Origin of the sequence: Leptolyngbya sp. DQ-M1 (genome assembly GCF_039962505.1) — a bacterium.
Taxonomy (GTDB): domain Bacteria; phylum Cyanobacteriota; class Cyanobacteriia; order Leptolyngbyales; family Leptolyngbyaceae; genus Leptolyngbya.
In genome coordinates this window covers 20,844-38,421 of the sequence record NZ_JAMPLJ010000010.1, presented here as the reverse complement: position 1 = coordinate 38,421, position 17,578 = coordinate 20,844, and the positions used below count along the sequence as shown (strand labels likewise).

At 47.1% G+C, this 17,578-nt stretch carries 11 protein-coding genes; 4 read left to right on the top strand and 7 right to left on the bottom strand.

Features of this window, described 5'->3' with window-relative positions:
- Positions 1 to 30: 30 nt before the first annotated feature.
- From NC981_RS22345 to NC981_RS22335, 3 genes are all read right to left on the bottom strand, one after another.
- Positions 31 to 261 carry a hypothetical protein gene (locus NC981_RS22345; protein WP_348244918.1) on the bottom strand — a complete coding sequence of 77 codons (231 nt, stop codon included), beginning with the start codon at positions 259 to 261 and terminating at the stop codon, positions 31 to 33.
- A gap of 21 nt (positions 262 to 282) precedes the next feature.
- Positions 283 to 711, bottom strand: a complete 429-nt coding sequence (locus tag NC981_RS22340; protein ID WP_348244917.1) for a DPP IV N-terminal domain-containing protein — start codon at positions 709 to 711, stop codon at positions 283 to 285.
- A 391-nt stretch (positions 712 to 1,102) separates the two neighbouring features.
- Positions 1,103 to 2,068, bottom strand: coding sequence for a tyrosine-type recombinase/integrase (locus NC981_RS22335; RefSeq protein WP_348244916.1), 966 nt, complete (start codon positions 2,066 to 2,068; stop codon positions 1,103 to 1,105).
- A 154-nt stretch (positions 2,069 to 2,222) separates the two neighbouring features.
- Here NC981_RS22335 and NC981_RS22330 point away from each other — a divergent pair, with 154 nt between their 5' ends.
- Positions 2,223 to 2,921 carry a DUF4058 family protein gene (locus NC981_RS22330; RefSeq protein ID WP_348244915.1) on the top strand — a complete coding sequence of 233 codons (699 nt, stop codon included), beginning with the start codon at positions 2,223 to 2,225 and terminating at the stop codon, positions 2,919 to 2,921.
- Positions 2,922 to 3,541: 620 nt separating this feature from the next.
- On the opposite strand, the gene NC981_RS22325 is transcribed toward NC981_RS22330, so the two are convergent.
- From NC981_RS22325 to NC981_RS22315, 3 genes are all read right to left on the bottom strand, one after another.
- Positions 3,542 to 3,682: a hypothetical protein gene (locus tag NC981_RS22325; RefSeq protein ID WP_348244914.1), complete on the bottom strand. Its 141-nt coding sequence runs from the start codon at positions 3,680 to 3,682 to the stop codon at positions 3,542 to 3,544.
- Between the two features lie 79 nt (positions 3,683 to 3,761).
- Positions 3,762 to 4,355 (bottom strand): hypothetical protein, encoded by a 594-nt coding sequence (locus tag NC981_RS22320; protein WP_348244913.1) that lies wholly within the window; start codon positions 4,353 to 4,355, stop codon positions 3,762 to 3,764.
- A gap of 402 nt (positions 4,356 to 4,757) precedes the next feature.
- Entirely contained in the window at positions 4,758 to 5,462 is a 705-nt protein-coding gene (locus tag NC981_RS22315) for a hypothetical protein (RefSeq protein WP_348244912.1), read from the bottom strand.
- Between the two features lie 356 nt (positions 5,463 to 5,818).
- Between NC981_RS22315 and NC981_RS22310 the strand changes: the two genes are divergently transcribed.
- Complete coding sequence (locus NC981_RS22310; RefSeq protein WP_348244911.1) at positions 5,819 to 6,769, top strand: helix-turn-helix transcriptional regulator; 951 nt, start codon at positions 5,819 to 5,821, stop codon at positions 6,767 to 6,769.
- Here NC981_RS22310 and NC981_RS22305 read toward each other — a convergent pair.
- A complete protein-coding gene (locus tag NC981_RS22305) occupies positions 6,766 to 7,935 on the bottom strand; it encodes a helix-turn-helix transcriptional regulator (protein WP_348244910.1) in 1,170 nt (389 codons plus the stop codon). The genes NC981_RS22310 and NC981_RS22305 overlap by 4 nt on opposite strands.
- A 292-nt stretch (positions 7,936 to 8,227) precedes the next feature.
- Between NC981_RS22305 and NC981_RS22300 the strand changes: the two genes are divergently transcribed.
- Both NC981_RS22300 and NC981_RS22295 read left to right on the top strand, forming a co-directional pair.
- The gene (locus NC981_RS22300; RefSeq protein WP_348244909.1) at positions 8,228 to 9,460 is read left to right on the top strand and encodes a hypothetical protein; all 1,233 of its coding nucleotides are present in this window, start codon (positions 8,228 to 8,230) and stop codon (positions 9,458 to 9,460) included.
- Positions 9,461 to 9,876: 416 nt separating this feature from the next.
- Complete coding sequence (locus NC981_RS22295) at positions 9,877 to 17,409, top strand: SpvB/TcaC N-terminal domain-containing protein (RefSeq protein WP_348244908.1); 7,533 nt, start codon at positions 9,877 to 9,879, stop codon at positions 17,407 to 17,409.
- Positions 17,410 to 17,578: the final 169 nt, after the last annotated feature.

The window sequence follows — 17,578 nt, the reverse complement described above, 5'->3', positions numbered from 1 at the left end:
TATCGCCCATCTGGAGAAGGTCTTGCTTCATCAATTAAAACTCGGAGGAACCAGCAGTTCTCGTTCTCCGGTCAAGTGAACGCGCTCCAAGGCTGATGTGAGATAGTACTCAAACAACGCTTCATCATGAGCATTCGTGAGCAGATTGGTGTAAGTCCGGGCAGGTGTCTTTCGTCCTAAATTTTCTTCGATTCTGGGTGCAGTTGGAACGATTGAAGGCTGTGGCGGCTCCAGACGATCAGCCGGAACTACCTTGCACAAAAACGCTTCGTTCGATTGCCATCAATATGGCGTTCCATACGTTGCATTCAAAATTGGCTGTGTCACTTGCCAGGGTTTTCCAGTGGCGAGATCCATTGCCCAAAGTTCCAACCCATCCGATCGCTTCAGCGTGAAGGCAATCTTCTGTCCATCTGGCGACCAAGTGATGTAATTAATTCGAGCATCTTCTGGTAACTCTACCTCTTGCTGAATTCCCGTTGTCAGCGACTTGATCCACATTCTGCGGTAAGAACTTTGACGAGCTGGACTATACGTTTTTGAATCAATCCGAAATCCTACGATCACAATTCCCAACTCAGCTAATTCGGAGATCGAACACAATTCTAGTTGCTCTAATTCCACTAGCCACTGTCGTGTCGGGGAGATTAGTACGATCGGATTTGGGGCGTAGCGAGAATCTGAGCAATAGGTTCGGGTGGCGTTTGCCAAGTGGAGAGGGCAGCAGAGATATTCATTCGGTGAGGAAGAAATTAAGTCGATCTTCTGATTAACGCACGAAGTAGCTTTGCTTAATTTTAGAGCGCCTGATGCTCAGGCTGGCTCAAAAGTTATCGATCATCTGCTGAAGCATCTGTAAAGAAATGGTTTGCACTTCAGTTGGCTCAGAGCGACACGCTCACGGCACATTCTCAGTGCATGAGGTTTGCGCTCTCATTCAAGGTCGAATTCACTCGCGAAGCAAAGGGATTATGAGAGGGATGAAAGCCTCGATCGTCGTTATTACTTGGAAAACTTTAAAGCGATCAGCGGTCTGAGAACAACTTGAAAAGATGCCTGATGTCAACTCCCAAACACAATCACACTTTATCTTTGCAGTTGGTCAGTTCTCAAACTTATAAAACTCGCTCTCTGCTGCTGCTTGTTCCGCTGCCTTGGTGTATCTACGGAAATTGATCGGATTCTTCTGGCGCATAATCGTCATGATGTGGTGCGGGTTCATGCCCATCAAGACGTGATTCGTCGCAAAGGTATGTCTTCCTTGGTGCGACGTGAAATTAATTCCTGTTCGTTCACGCAACTTGTCTACAAGGGTACGAATGCCGCCATACGTCAGCCGTGCTCCTGCATTTTGCGACGAATAGGAGACGAACATCGGACTGTCAGGACTCATCGCTTGTCCCTGCGCTTTGCACCATTCGAGATAGCGATCGATTACTTCTCTTGCTTCTCGATTGAGCGGAACAGTTCCTTTGCTGTCGGCTTTTGCTTTGCGAATTCGTAATCGTGTTCCGTCGTAGTCTTCCTGGTTGAGATTGCACACCTCGCTCGCTCGCAGTCCATGCAACAAGAGCAACAGAATTGCAAGATTGCGTTCTGGCAATGTGGTTTCTGAGAGGGCGGCTGCCAGAATTTCCTCAACCGCTTGATCCGGCAGACTTCTTGCTTCTGGCTCTGGCAGCTTGGGTAACTCGATTTCGAGCGTGGGGTCAAATTCAAGGTAGCGTGATCGTGTCATCCAACCAAAGAAGTTTTTCAGCGTGCCTAAGATTCGTCGCACACTTGCATCAGATAGCACTCGCTGACCGCTCTTCTCGCGCAGCAGATGCTCTTTGAACTGAGCCACTAGACGCGGACTGACCATCGCCCAGGGTGCGTTTGTCCAATCGGTGAAGGCTTTCAAATCCTGACGATAGGCTCGCTTGCTGTTGGGGGCGATCGACTTCGCCATCAAAAACTCCTCAATGCGAGATTCCCTTAAATCGGTTGCAGGCGGAGGAGCCTGTGTGGGTGCTTGAGCCAGCGCAGTACGAACAATCAAGATAGGATCAGGAACAGATTCTGGCATAGCGAATTGAGCTTTAGGGGCAATTTAGAGAGCGACCGCATTCAGATACTGAAAAAATAATAGTGGCTATCGGTCTGATTCGGCACTGTTCGGTAGAAGTCTGAAACGGTTCAATTGGGTTATCTTAGAAAGACGCTTTTCTCAACTCCAGCTAATGAGCTTGCTCGATCACTTTCGTCCTCCGCTCAGCACCAGACGGCACTGGCACAGCTTTCACAATGCCTGGTCTACCTACTTGGCTGAAGCCTTGAACGAAATGTTGCCAGAGGGCTATTTTGCGGAACCAAGCGCCCAGTTTGGCATCGAGATCGATGTCGCAACCTTCAGTGAAAAAATTCCAGTTCATTCGACTCGTCAGCCTGAAATCAGCCGATGGGTTCCTGAAGCACCTACCGCTACGTTACCGTTTCAACCCACCACTGATGTTGTGGAAGTGCAAGTATTTAGTATCGAAGCAGGACCCACTTTGGTCGGGGCAATTGAACTCGTCAGTCCTGCAAACAAAGACCGTCCTGCCGCACGCGATGCATTTATATCCAAATGCCAAACGTATTTGCAACAGGGAATTGGATTGATTGTGGTGGATGTCGTCACAACACTGAATGCCAACCTGCATAACGAATTGATGGAGCGATTGCGGCTAGAAGTTGAGCTGTTAGACACTGGTCTGTATACGATCGCCTATCGAGTGGCAGAAGCAGACAACACATTTCACCTGGAGTTCTGGCAAGAAACCCTGAGAATTGGCGCGGATCTACCGATTCTGCCGCTGTTTCTCAAAGGTGGATTATGTTTGCCGATCGATCTGGATCACACGTATCAAGCGACCTGCGATCGACAACGGATTGCATAAGGCTTTAAGCCTGACATTGGCACTGCCTGCTCATTGGTCAGCTGATGCTTTAAATTCCAATAATTGCTGCAACCCAGACAGGAAGCAAATTTTAGAGCGCTTACGCCTGATTAAGGCAAGTCAAAAAAGCGGCGCGAAATCCTTAAAGCCCTTGGTTCATCAGCCTTTTGCTGGTTTTACATCTCTTAGACCAAGTGAAATTCAGCGATCGTGTCACTGTAAGCATAACCTGAGCCATTTTGAAAGCATAACTTGAGCCAGCGTTCAACATCGAAACGATGATTTGAGTGAACCCCAACGTTAGAACTGGTGTATGACGAAAGTGTTCCAGAAGTGGCGCTCCAGGTCTAGCTGCTCTAGAGCAGTATTGTCACATTTAGATGTCACAATCACTGTATGAACGCCTTAGAGATACACATTAGCTTTCTCTGTGGTTTTCAGAATCCTCACCCTGAGCGGGTTTCAGAAGTTAAAGATTTTAGGACTGTTACGCTCAGAGAAGCCCTGATCTTTGCTATATTCGCATTTCATAGGATGATGTCGAAATAGATTGAGATCCAGATCTATTTCGTTGCCTACGGCTCACGCAAAGCGTGCCCGAACCCTATCATCCGCTTTGCTCAAATGCACCCAAATGTCTCGAGCATAAAATCACTGCCGCGTCGTTCTAGTCGGTAGCCACCGAATCGCAAGCCGAGCCACACTTCAATCCACGATGAATTAATCGACTGCTGAATCATTTGTAAAGAGACTGTCTCCACACCAGCCATCCTTACTTATCTAGGATTACCTTGACGCGAACTCGATCTGTATTGACGCAGCATGCCCTTCTGTGTCTCATCACTTTGGCCATTCGCAGGTACCACTATTTTTTCGTCCTGCTAGTAGATCTGAAGAGTCCTCAACGACTATAACTTGTCCAAATCCGCCATAAGTTTCCATCATCTCAGGGCTACTCACCCAACAGAGATGAGTATTATTAAGACGATATATCTCTGCCCGACTTGCAAGTCTGTAGAACCCATTCAGCCAACTGCATTCTCCCTGATACACACGCCCGCGCATAAATGCTCTATCCCGAACAACTTGAACTTGTCCAAATCCGCCAAACGTCTCCATTTGCGAGGGATTTTGAACATGACAAACTGTTTGAGGCTTGCGTGAAGGTTTGGGATTTGGCTCAATATCAATATCCCAGTAATGATCGTCTACAAGATACACCTCTGGACGACCATCGACTCTGTAAAAGCGATAAGGTGATTCTGCTTGAGCAGGAGGTGTAAATAAAGGAGCTAACCCTAACATCAGCAGTGAACCACCCGTCAAAGGGAGGATGAGCCTCAAGGAACCTAAGCACGTATCCCTGAATTGAACCGGAAAACAATCTCCTAAAGAAATCACTGTACTTACCAAACCTGAAAGTTTGTCTTTCATCGTTTATCGTCTCCACTAACCTGCGTGAACTAATTTAGTCGGGATCAAGCTCTTACTTCTGAACCTAGTCTTGTCCAAGCCTAACAGTAGATTTTGCCAATTATTACTGATAACAACAGGCTTCAAGAGAGCGTGAGTTACCGTAAGCATCTAATTTCAAGCAGGTGATTGTATCCAAGACGGGCTGATATTGCCCGTATAAGGACATGCGGATCTTTCAGGAGTTCAACCTCCCCCAGCAGAGCTTGTAAGACTGATGCGAGAGACATTTCTTTTACACTCTCTGGCCTCCCCGGTCGTTGAACTCTACTGAAGCTTATTGCCGCTTTGTAACGTATCAGATGGCTCCGTACTAAGCAGCACAGGTTGAACGCAATATTCCCCCTGTGGTTTTGTTAGACCTTATAGTTGTGATGTATCTCGAAGTTGTGCCTGATAAGTTTCACGCCAACGCACGATCTCGTTGTAAACATCCATGTGGTTCGCGCCTGAAGAAATTCTTTGAGCAATTTCGAGTAGGGGAGATGGATTGATAATGGCGCTAATGTCTTTATGTCTTGCCCAAGCTGCGGCATTCAATAAGGCTTCACGTGCATATCTGCGGGAGTTTGGATCGGGAATGGAAGATTGTCCTTCCGCGATCGCAAGATTCAAAGAAAAGTCAAACACTGCGCCGTAGCGTGGATAACGGTAAACACGAGAACGATAGTCTTGAGTGACTGAATTGACACGAGAATAGAAGCCACCAAAGTTTGAGTTGTATAGGCCGCCATGAGTTGGGGTGGTTTCGGAAATCAGCGCATCAAGACGAGAATCAGGGCCAACAGATAGACCCAAATTGGAGAGCCGCTGACTGTGTAACTTTGCTTCCGCAAGCCCTTGGTGAGCGTATTCAATAATTTTTCCATTCAAGGTTCGACCGGGGGGAGGAACGATCGAAGCTTGAAACAGGCTGACTCCTAAACGATTTGCTAACGAGAACGTAGTTTCAGCCTGAGCAAGTGCAAAGGCAACGTTCCCTGTAATGAACGGCAAAATACTACCAAGTACAAGGCTGCGAACAATGAGCGGCAAAATTGTTTTTCGGACACGAAGTGAGATAGACATAAAAACCTCTCAGAAGTAGCGTAATTCAACTGAGCAATGCTGCACTAAGTCATTAATTGCAAATTAAAATTGGAGCTACAATACGCCTTTTTCCGTATGCGATCGTGAAGAAATCGCAACATTGCTCGGATTGAAAGTTCTAGCGGTTGTAGATTTCTAGAAATAGCCCCCGACCAGAAGATGCCATGCTGACAAATGCAGACCTAAAAAGCATCCTTAATGTTCTACAGGCGCTAATGATTCCCTGTGATGTTGAGGCTTTTTCAACTTAGGTGATCAGCACACTACCGCAGCTTGTTCGATCAGAATTTACCTGCTGGGTTCCCACAAATTTCTCAAAACGTAAACTTCTCTGGGTGACCTCATCCGGCGATCCTGCTGCGGAAAGGATTCTTGAAGTTGGGAATCGTCATTTTGAAGAACATCCTTTTGGTTCGTACTATTTCCAAACGGGTGATGCTGGAGCACATACATTGTCAGATTTTCTGAATCAGAACCAACTTCAGCGTTTAGAGGGGTTGTATCAAAAGACTTTACGCCCTCTGGGGCTAGAAGACCAAATGGTGACTGTTCTACCCAATGCTTCAGGGAGCAGCCATGCGGCTTCGTTGAACCATCGGGAAGAGGATATTGTGATTGCACTCCACCGCTCAAAAAGAGATTTTACGGAGCGCGATCACTTAGTTCTCAACTTGATGCGTCCTCATTTGATTCAGGCTTACCGCAATGCTCGGGCACTTGCCCAGTCTCAGCAGGAACTAGCGCAGCTAAACCAAGTATTAGAACAGAGCGGGACCATTATTTTGACCAATGATTTACAAGTTGAGCGAATGACTCGTAGAGCCTGGGAATTATTACGGCACTATTTCCAAGTTTCATCCTGCTCCACTCCTCATCTACCCGAAAATTTGTTGCGGTGGGTACAGCACCAACGATGTCAGCAAACTGAGTTAGATAAAATTCCTTCGCCCTGTTTGCCTCTGCGATTAGACCGAGCAGAAAAACGGCTCGTTGTGCGATTGATTCCTGATCCACTGAACGAGAGATACCTGCTACTGCTGCAAGAAGAACGGTTACAACCCTTTTCAGCAGGGTTACTAGAGCTTCTAGGCTTGACCAAACGCGAAGCCGAAGTCTTGTTTTGGGTTGCTAAAGACCAGAGCAATCGGGAAATTGCGCGATTGCTAGGATGTAGCGAAAAAACAGTTCAAAAGCATCTAGAGCATATCTATCAGAAGCTTGGTGTTCAAACTCGCGCGGGTGCGATTGTCGCTGCTCTAAGTCAACTGGGAATTCTCAATCACTAATGGAGTAAGCCAAGACGCTGCAAAGCTTGGAGGACTGCAGCCGTACGAGTTTGAACACCGAGCTTGGTATAAACATGCTCGATGTGTTTTTTCAGCGTTCCCGCCTGAATTCCTAAGAGCCTTGCAATCTCTGAGTTCTGCTTATCCTGAATCAGCCAATACAGCACTTCAGCTTCTCGCTGCGTGAGTCCTAGCGCCTCTAAGGATTGAGCGGAAAACGGTAGAAGCGCTTCTTCATCGACAGTTAATAAGTATGGTTCGTCAAGCAAAGCGCTTTTTGCTAATCCGTCAGGAGGTGTGATCGTCTGATCAACAAGCCGAACGATTAAACGACGATCGGACTGCTCAATGTACAACGGCAAGCAGGGCTGTAGTATGTCGCTGGTTGTAGCACGAAGCGCAATTTGATGTTTAATCCAGCGCTCTAAGGTATCTGATAGGCGACCCTTTTGATGCGATGAAGTTAGATCATACTGTTTGAGAAGCAACCAAGCTCGATCAGTCAGCCATCGAACTTGACCCCCTTCGTTTAACCCAATTAGTCCCAGCTGCTCGATCGTCTGCCTGAATGCTGTCAGCTCTTGCTGAGTTTGTGTGAGGGCAGTCGCATTTTGATATGCTTGGAGCAAGTGAGGATGCAGCAGATTGAGAACCGTTCGATCTCGCTCGGAAAAAGAGCGATCGCTGCGATGCAAGTTAAGTACAATCAATTTAGGTTGCTTCAGATGTCTTGGAATGGCTGTAATGTTAGGGACAGCTAGAGCGATCGCAAACTGATCTTCCATTCCCAAAGGCTGTAGAAACTGTTCGTACATTCCAGATAGCCGATGCAGTTCGCTTTCGCTTAAAAAATCCGAAATTTTGTAAGCTCCGCCGTCCTGGGTTTGCAGATAGTGTGTGACCAAAGGGTTTTCATGAAAGTGGCGCTGCGCCGTTGCTTCAATTTGCGAATGCCCCAATTGAAGACCGTTGTCAAAGGATGACGCTAGGGTTGAAACAGAACCAATGTGCAGGTTGACCTCAGCGTAAGCAGAAATTTCACTCGGAACAATTTCAGCTAAATGAAATAGCACCTGTTGGGGAAATTCCTCCAACTGACAGGGTGCTAGAAGTGACTGGCAAAACCTGAGCATCCCTCGGAGATCGCGCTGCGTTAAGTGGTGCATCTCTTTCTTCCATTCATTGCGCTTTCTAGTTTTCTAAACTACAGCAGTCTTCTCAGTCTTCACGAGTTTTGTTGCCATTTCTTCATGATTCAATACGCCGATCTCCGTATTGAATCGACAACCATGATCGCGCATAACCGAAGTTACGGCAGTTGATTTCTCCCTGCAAGAATTGCATAAACGCAATCGCTCACTCCTACAAGTCATCAAGCCAACGATTTCACAGCGTTTTGCTATCGGCTCATCGCTGCGTTCGTCCTGGAAAGCCTAATCAATTGGAGAACTTGAAATGATGCGATGTCTACTCTTTCTTCTTTCGGTTCCGCTAGCAAGTGTTCTTGTCGCCACGGGATTTACGAACACTGCCCAAGCAAGCCCTTCTAAATCGTCGAATTCGCCTGTACAAGTAAGCCAGTGGCAACAGATTCCAGGTGGAGTGCAACAAATTCCAGGGGGTGTCAAGCTAGACCCCAACCGATTTAGTCTTGCAGCAGACTTAGTGCTAGAAAAGCTAGATGTTCAGGATTTAGGCGGCGATCGTTTTCAACTCACTGCAACACTCCGCAATGGGAGGACAACCGGAACCGGACAGACCTATCCGGGCGGCGGACGGTTGGTGATTGAGCGAACTAGCGGCAGTACTGTCTTAACAAGTCCCAATGATGCTTTTGTTGCCTTGCCCGGTGGAGCAACGACATTAGCATCACAACCAATTCCCGCGATCGAATATGGTCAAACGATTACTTTGACCGCAACGACTCAAGGGCGTGCCATTTTCTCTGCCAGCGCTGTTCCCGATGGCTACCGCCCGGATGTAGCAAATCCACCGCTGCCTGAGCAGAACCCGAACAATAATCGCAAAGAAGTAAACACTTTGATTGCTCGCAAGCATCCAATTTCCAGTAAAACTCTTAGCTTTCTCACCAGCAGTTTTCTCAGTAAAGTGCAAATTCGGCTTGATCGAGACAACTCCTATGTAAAAATCCCCGGATTGGGTGAACGGCGCTGGCAGCTTCCCGAAAAACAGCAATCTATTTCTATAGGCTTCTTGAAGCCTAAGGTAAGCTACTACGTGCATGACATTAATTCAGAGAATCTTGAGATGAGCATCGACCAAGGATCGCTTGTGCTATCTTTAGCGTTTGAAACGAATGGCGACGAGATTATTGTTACCGATCCGGTGCCGGATATTAATGCTGGCTCAATTACTGCTCAAATCAAACTCCCTTTGACTTATGATTCTAAGTTGCAGTATCTAAGCTATGGTACGCCCCAGATCAATGTCAACGTCGCAAATCTCTCGTTTAAGCGCTTTGGTTTTCTGCTCAATTCATTGCTGCCAGACGTTAACCAAAGTGCTAGTGAATCAGTTCAGCAATTGTTCAACGACCCTAAGCTAAAGCGGCAGTTGGAGTATCAAATCAATCGGCAACTCCGCGAAGCTTTTGTCAAGGGCGGTCGAATTGTGAATGTTTCGTTCAGTTCAGATGAAATTCTCTTAGAAGTCGAATCTGGCGCGAAGTAACATTTCTAGGATAAGCCTGCGATCGCTGATCCTCAAAATTAAGAATGCTACAGATGTCTTTGCTTGTTAGGAGCAACCTGTTTTGATGCATCAAGTAGGGGATCTAGCCAGAATCTAGCCCTTGGGTTCTGAATCGCATTCTTTTGTTACAACTTCTTCACACCTCAGTACGGTAAACGACGTATTGCGGACTAATTCTCAATATGGCATCAAAGAGAAAGGTGATTCCTGGAACGTTAATGAATCATGAGGCAATGGAACTGTAGCGGAATTTCTACTCAAATGAGTCCGAAGAGTTTGCACGATTGCTAATTGATAGATTACCCGTCTGGGTACCTGCACTCCTATTAAACCGTATGAGATGATTCAAACGGTTGTTTAAAGACTGCCCTTATCTCCTTGCAGGAGCTTAGGTTATGCCAAGTAGCCCCCTTCGGAACGCGAATCAGCAAACTGATGAGCCAGACAAAAGTTATTTCTCTCCTCCACCGACAGTCTCGCTGCCCAAGGGAGGTGGAGCCATTAAAGGGATGGGTGAGAAGTTTGCTGCCAATCCGGTTACAGGGACAGGTTCGATGTCTGTACCGATCGCCACCAGTCCCGGTCGTTCTGGATTCGGTCCACAGCTGTCGCTTTCCTACGACTCCGGGGCGGGCAATGGAATTTTTGGGATGGGCTGGAGTCTCTCTCTACCATCCATTACGCGCAAAACCGATAAGGGGTTACCGCGCTACCAGGACAGTGAAGCGTCGGATGTCTTTATTCTTTCGGGTGCAGAAGATTTAGTGCCCGTGCTGAAGAAAGATGGCACGGTAGATAAAACGGTACGAGATGGGTATCAGATCCGTAAGTACCGTCCTCGCCTTGAAGGGTTGTTTGCCAGAATTGAACGCTGGACGAAGGTAGATTCGGGAGAAACTCACTGGCAGTCTATCTCAAAAGACAACATTACAACGCTGTATGGCAAGACGGACAAGAGCCGCATCGCTGATCCTGCTAATCCAACCCACGTTTTTAGCTGGTTGATTTGCGAAAGCTATGACGATAAAGGCAATGCCATTTTTTATCGGTATAAATTAGAAGACCCGGACCATTCAGTTGGGATTAATATTTCCCAAGCTCATGAGCGCAATCGAACGCCAAGGAGTCGAGCCGCAAATCGCTACCTGAAGCGCATCCACTACGGCAATTTAACCCCTCGACAGCCCCATGAAGACCTCGATCAGCGACAGGATTGGCTGTTTGAGGCGGTGTTTGACTATGGGGAACACGATCGCACCAATCCCATTCCTAAAGAACCCAATCAATGGAAGGTTGAAACGCTTCGTCATGATCCATTCTCTTCCTACCGATCAGGCTTTGAGGTGCGGACTTACCGACTCTGTCAGCGGGTGTTAATGTTTCATCATTTTCCAGATGAAGCAGGGGTAGGGTGGGATTGCTTAGTGAGATCGACTGACTTTACCTATTCCTATGAACAAAACCCAAGAGACGTTCGCAATCCCGCCTATTCATTCTTGAAATCGGTCACGCAAACAGGATACAAACGAGATTCATCTGGGGGATATGTTGTCAAATCCTTGCCTCCATTGGAGTTCACCTATAGCGAAGCTCAAATTGACGAAACGGTACGTGAAGTTGATCCTGTTAGTTTGGAGAATCTGCCGCAAGGATTGGATGGTGCTCGCTATCAGTGGATCGATCTCGATGGAGAAGGCTTATCGGGTATTTTGACTGAGCAGGGGAATGGATGGCTCTACAAGCGCAATCTCAGTCCCGTTAATACTGTTCAAATCAATGGCAAGGAACACATTGAAGCACAGTTTGCTCCGGTTGAACTTGTTGCCAGTAAGCCAGCTAGTGGTCTGGAAAATGGTGCTCAGTTTCTCGACTTGGCAGGGGATGGTCAACCTGATGTCGTAGTTCTACAGGGAACAGTCACAGGCTTCTATGAACGCACAAAGGATGAACGATGGGAATCATTTATTCCCTTCAAGTCGCTACCCGTACTAGACTGGGATAATCCAAATTTGAAGTTTATTGATTTAGATGGTGACGGACATACAGACATTCTGATTACAGAAGACGATTGTTTTGTCTGGCATCCCTCGCTGGCAGAAGACGGGTTTGGAGTCGCAGAGCGATCGCCCCAGTCTTGGGATGAAGAGAAGGGGCCACGAGTCGTTTTTGCGGATGGCACCCAATCTATCTACCTGGCAGATATGTCAGGAGATGGGTTGACCGATATTGTGCGGATTCGGAATGGAGAGGTGTGTTACTGGGCAAATCTGGGGTACGGGCGGTTTGGTGCCAAGGTGACGATGGATAATGCCCCCTGGTTTGATGCACCCGATATTTTTAATCAACGTCGAATTTTGCTAGCAGATGTCGACGGGTCTGGAACAACAGACATTCTGTACTTAAGTGGAGACGGCGTACAGGTTCACTTCAATCAGTCGGGTAACAGTTGGTCTGCGAAACGAGTATTGAAGAGCTTTCCTGCGATCGACAATGCTGTTTCGGTCACAACTCTTGACTTATTAGGTAATGGAACTGCGTGCCTGGTATGGTCTTCGCCTTTGCCCGGTCATGCTCAGCGAGTGATGCGGTATATCGATTTGATGGGAGGGCAGAAGCCTCATCTATTGGTCAAGACCGTTAACAACATGGGTGCAGAAACAGTAGTGCAGTATGCGCCTTCCACTAAGTTTTACCTGCAAGATCGGTTAATGGGTAAACCCTGGATTACAAAACTGCCCTTTCCAGTGCATGTTGTGGAGCGAGTAGAGACGCGGGATTATATTTCTGGCAATCGGTTTGTGACTCGCTATGCTTACCACCACGGTTATTTCGATGGCGAAGAGCGGGAGTTCCGTGGCTTTGGCATGGTGGAGCAGTGGGACACTGAGGATTATGGAGTGTTCCAGCCAGAAGGCAGCGCGTTCGTGCTGGAGAAGCCTTTGCATGTTCCCCCCATACTGACGAAGACCTGGTTTCATACAGGAGCTTATCTGGATCGCGATCGCATCTCTAACTTCTTTGCTCAGCAGGAGTATTATCGAGAACCACAGTATCAAGTTCCTATCGGAGCAACAGAGGAAAATAGGCAGCGGATTGAGGCGTTATTTCAAAGATCCTTGCTGCCAGACACTGTTCTGCCTGAAGCGTTGACCGTAGAGGAAGAAAGAGAAGCTTGTCGATCTCTCAAGGGTAGTGTCTTGCGGCAGGAGGTTTATGCCTTAGATAACTCTGAAAAAAGCAAGCATCCCTACAGCGTGACTGAAAGCAATTACGCAATTCGGTTACTACAGCCTAAACAAGATAAGCAACACGCTGTTTTCTTCACCCATCCCCTAGAAAGTATTGCGTACCACTACGAACGTAATCCTGATGATCCGCGTGTAGCACATCAGATGACGCTGAAAGTGGATGATTTTGGCAACGTGCTGAAGAGCGTAGCGATCGTCTATCCCCGCCGCAAACCCGCCTTTTCAGAGCAAGGCAAAACCCTGCTCACCTACACAGAAAATCGGGTAACGAATAAACCAGATCAAACAGATTGGTATCGAATTGGTGTTCCAATCGAGACGCGCACTTATGAAATCACGGGATTAGCAGTAACGGGTTTGCCTGTGTTTGCGCCTTTTCAATTGAACTTTATTCGCGAACAAATTCAGGCAGCGACAGAAATTCCCTACGAAGCCTCAGCCACGACGGGCATTCAGAAACGGGTGATTGAGCAGGTGCGATCGCGCTATCGTCCAAACAGTCAGGCAAATACCCTCGATCCAACTTGCCTACCTCTAGGTGAGGTTGAGTCGCTGGCATTGCCCTGTGAAAGCTTCAAGCTGGCGTTTACTCCCGGATTGCTAATCCAGGTGTATGGAAGCAAGATTGAGGCGGCTGACTTGCGATCGCTTCTAGCCTCACAGCAGCCCGATGGCGGTGGGTACGTGGAGCAGGATGACGGATGGTGGATTCGGTCTGGACGACAGGCATTTAATCCAGAAAAATTCTATGCGGTGACGCGGTTAAAAGACCCGTTTGGACAGGAGTTTCAGATGGAGTATGACCCGTATACTCTACTGATGCAGCGAACGGAAGATCCCTTGAAGAATGTTATTCAGATAGAGAATGATTACCGAGTGTTGCAACCGCGACAGTTAACCGACCCAAATGGCAATCGTGCTCAAGTCATTTTCGATGCGTTGGGCATGGTTGTGGGAACAGCCGTGATGGGAAAAGTCTTGGAGAAGAAAGGTGATAACCTAACAGGCTTTGTCGCGGACTTAGAGCAAGCGGCGATCTCCAATCACCTTAACAATCCGCTGACGAATCCCCACGACATTTTGGTAAACGCGTCAACTCGGTTGGTGTATGACCTGGAGCGATATCGTCGCACTCGACGGGTTTTACCGGATGGTTCAGAAACTGGGCAGCCGACGGTGGTCTATACGTTAGCACGAGAAACCCATGTAGCAGATCTAGCCATTGGGGAACAGACCAAAGTTCAGCACAGTTTTCTCTACTCCGATGGATTTGGGCGCGAGATTCAAACCAAAATTCAAGCAGAGCCGGGATTAGCCCCAAGGCGAGATGCGGATGGAGTGTTGAGGTGCAGCGAAAACCTGCAAGAGACTAACCCTCGATGGGTTGGCACCGGACGCACGATTTTTAATAACAAGGGCAAACCAGTTAAACAATACGAGCCGTTCTTCAGTCCAACTCACCTCTACGAGAATGAGAAAGATTTGGTTGAGTGTGGTGTCACACCGATCATTCACTACGATCCATTAGGAAGGGTCGTTCGCACTGATTTACCCAATGGCACGTTCTCGAAGGTCGAGTTTGATGCGTGGTATCAGGAAACCTGGGATGAGAATGATACGGTGCTGGAGAGCCAGTGGCATCGCGATCGCCAATCTCCTACGTTTGCAGGTACAGAACCGGAGAAAGTCGCAGAACGCCGTGCTGCAAAGCTTACTGAAACTCATGCAAAAACGCCGAGTATTGCTCATCTCGATACGTTAGGACGACCCTTTCTGACGATCGCCGATAACGGCACAGCGGGAAAATACCGAACTCATGTGACGCTGGATATTGAGGGGAATCAGCGACTCGTGACCGATGCTCGCAACAATCGAGTATTGGAGCAGAAGTTTGATCTGCTGGGGCATGTGGTTTACTCGCGCAGTATGGATGCGGGCGATCGCTGGATGCTCAATAATGTGGCGGGTAAGCCGATTCGGAGTTGGGATAGTCGAGGGTTTACTCGCAGGTTTACCTATGACCGACTACAGCGCCCATTAGCGCTGTTTGTTAAAGATGAGCGGGGTGAGAGGTTAGCAGAAGCAATCACGTACGGCGAATCTCAGGGAGATGCAAAAAACCATCGAGGCACGGTTTACCAAATGGTTGATGGGGCAGGAGTGGTAACCAATACTGAATATGACTTTAAGGGAAACTTACTCAGCAGTAAACGCGAATTACTGAAGGATTACAGAAATTCTGTGAACTGGTTAGAGAATCCGGCACGGGAAGAGGAATTTACCAGCCAGACACGATTTGATGCTTTGAATCGTCCTATATCTCTGATGGCTCCTGATAACAGCACTGTATATCCGATTTACAACGAAGCAAATTTATTGAATCAAGTGAGGATAAAACTGCGTGGAGCATCGGTAGAGACGCTGTTTATTAAGAATATTGATTACAACGAAAAGGGACAGCGGACTCTCATTGAATACAGCATTGATGATTCCACGAATCCTGCTAATAGCATCCAAACAAGCTATCAATACGATCGCCAAACCTTCCGCCTTGAAGGTTTAAAGACAACGCGAAAAGCAGATAATAACCGACTGCAATACTTGAGCTACACCTACGATCCGGTGGGAAATATTACTGAAATTCGAGATGATGCTCAACAAACGATTTTCTTTAGAGGTGAAGTTGTTTCTCCTAGCACTCAGTATGAGTACGATGCTCTGTATCGACTGATTCGAGCGGCTGGACGAGAACACAGCGGGCAAACGAGCAATAACCGCCCAGAGCATCGCCCTGAGTTAAAGCCCCATTATGACTTTAATGATACTACTCGTATGAATTTGGCTCATCCTAATAACGGGTTGGCGATGCGGAATTACCGCCAGGAATATCAGTACGATGCGGTGGGCAATATTCTGGCAATGATTCATCGGGCAAAGGATAACGACTGGACACGTCATTATGACTATGAAAAGGCGAATAATCGCTTACGAGTCACAAGTTTACCAGGTGATTCAGATGATCTCACGTCTGTGCCATCTCGCTACACCTATGATGACCACGGCAATATGACGAAAATGCCCCATCTCAACAACATGGAATGGGATTTCAAAGACCAACTGCAACAAGTTGATTTGGGGGGCGGTGGCAAAGTGTATTACGTTTACGATGCCAGTGGTCAGCGAGTGCGGAAGGTGCATGAGCACAATGGCTCAACTGTAGAGGAACACATTTATTTAGGCGGATTTGAGATTTACCGTAAGCGTAATGGCAGTGGACTAAAGCTAGAGCGGGAAACGCTGCACATTATGGATGACCAGCGACGCATTGCACTAGTAGAGACGAAGACGTTTGAAGTCAAAGATGATGGCACAGGTGGACGAATTGATTCCCCTAAACCTGCAATTCGCTATCAACTAGAGAACCATCTTGGTTCCGCCAGTTTGGAACTGAATCAAGACGGACAGGTGATTTCCTATGAAGAGTACTATCCCTACGGTGGCACATCCTATCAAGCAGGACGCAGTGTAGCAGAAGTGAGCTTGAAACGATATCGCTACACCGGAAAAGAGCGAGATGAGGAAACAGGACTTTACTATCACGGAGCAAGATATTATGCACCTTGGTTAGGAAGATGGACAAGTGCAGATCCGATCGGAATTAGCGATGGAGTAAACTTATTTGTCTATACAAAAAATAACCCAATCAAATTTAAAGATCCAACTGGCTATCAAAGCAGAGTGGTTTTGGAAGAAACTAATGGTTGGTACGAAACTAAGTCTGCGTCAGGGAAAGTCGAGATTAAGACGATTCATAAGAAAGAGATTACCCTCTTACCACCAAAACAAGGAAACGAAGCTTCTGTAGATCCTTCACCTGATGTGAAATTAATCGATTTTGCAACACCATGGGATTCTAATCGTGAACTTGATGCTCCAACTGGTAATACTACTGCTGATGATTCCATAACTCCAGAACAACGCCATCTTCAAGTTAAATTAATTGGCATGGGGGAAAACTTTGAAAGTGGCGGTACTGGTGCTGTAGCTGGCGCAATATTTGCCAACTGGCTGGCTGGGGTTAAGCCAACAACAGGTGATGTGAATGCGTTAGTACGAACTGGTGCTAATTCAATGCAGGCTAAATACGACAGAAAAGTAATGCAAGGATGGAGTGGTAAACCAGCACCAACAGCACCAACAGCGCCAGCACCAGCACCTAGTCAGCCTCTAGGGGCTAAAGGTCCCCCAATTCCCAGAAAACCTGATACGTGGGGTACTCATACTGGAAAAGCAAGTGGTCGCCCATTCTCTCCAAATGATGTAGGTGTTCCTATACGAGATCTCTCCACAGAAGGTGTACGAATTACGCCTAAAGGGATTGAAGTGATTAAGGCTCATTTAGATAGGTTTGGATCTGATCCCCAAAATGCAGCACAAATTCAACGCTTGGAGGATATATCGAGCGGTCGTATTCAAGCAACTCAAGAAGATCTTAATTTCTATACTCATGAACTTCGTGAGTATGTACGCTATCGAGAATTGGGTTACAAGACTGGAATTCCCAACGATCAAGATGCTGCACATAAGCTTTGGAATGATACACATACAGCCACTATGGAAGATTATGGAATATCTAATCCAAGTGAGTTGTATCATCCGTCAACTTTGAAAAAGGATTGAAGAAAGAAAAACTTATGCTGATGCGTTCAATTCCATGAATATTGGTACTAACGAAAAAGTAGAGCAGGAACATGTTTCCTGGAAATAAATACACGATAAAACCGTTGGATATGTTATGGAAATTTACCGCTTAGGGCTTCTGTTCCTAAGAAGGAATTTATCAACGTTG

Excerpts from the sequence above, each read along its gene's own strand:
- NC981_RS22335 (WP_348244916.1), bottom strand. The coding sequence starts at position 2,068 with ATGCCAGAATCTGTTCCTGATCCTATCTTGATTGTTCGTACTGCGCTG.
- NC981_RS22330 (WP_348244915.1), top strand. The coding sequence starts at position 2,223 with ATGAGCTTGCTCGATCACTTTCGTCCTCCGCTCAGCACCAGACGGCAC.
- NC981_RS22320 (WP_348244913.1), bottom strand. The coding sequence starts at position 4,355 with ATGAAAGACAAACTTTCAGGTTTGGTAAGTACAGTGATTTCTTTAGGA.
- NC981_RS22315 (WP_348244912.1), bottom strand. The coding sequence starts at position 5,462 with ATGTCTATCTCACTTCGTGTCCGAAAAACAATTTTGCCGCTCATTGTT.
- NC981_RS22305 (WP_348244910.1), bottom strand. The coding sequence starts at position 7,935 with ATGCACCACTTAACGCAGCGCGATCTCCGAGGGATGCTCAGGTTTTGC.
- NC981_RS22300 (WP_348244909.1), top strand. The coding sequence starts at position 8,228 with ATGCGATGTCTACTCTTTCTTCTTTCGGTTCCGCTAGCAAGTGTTCTT.
- NC981_RS22295 (WP_348244908.1), top strand. The coding sequence starts at position 9,877 with ATGCCAAGTAGCCCCCTTCGGAACGCGAATCAGCAAACTGATGAGCCA.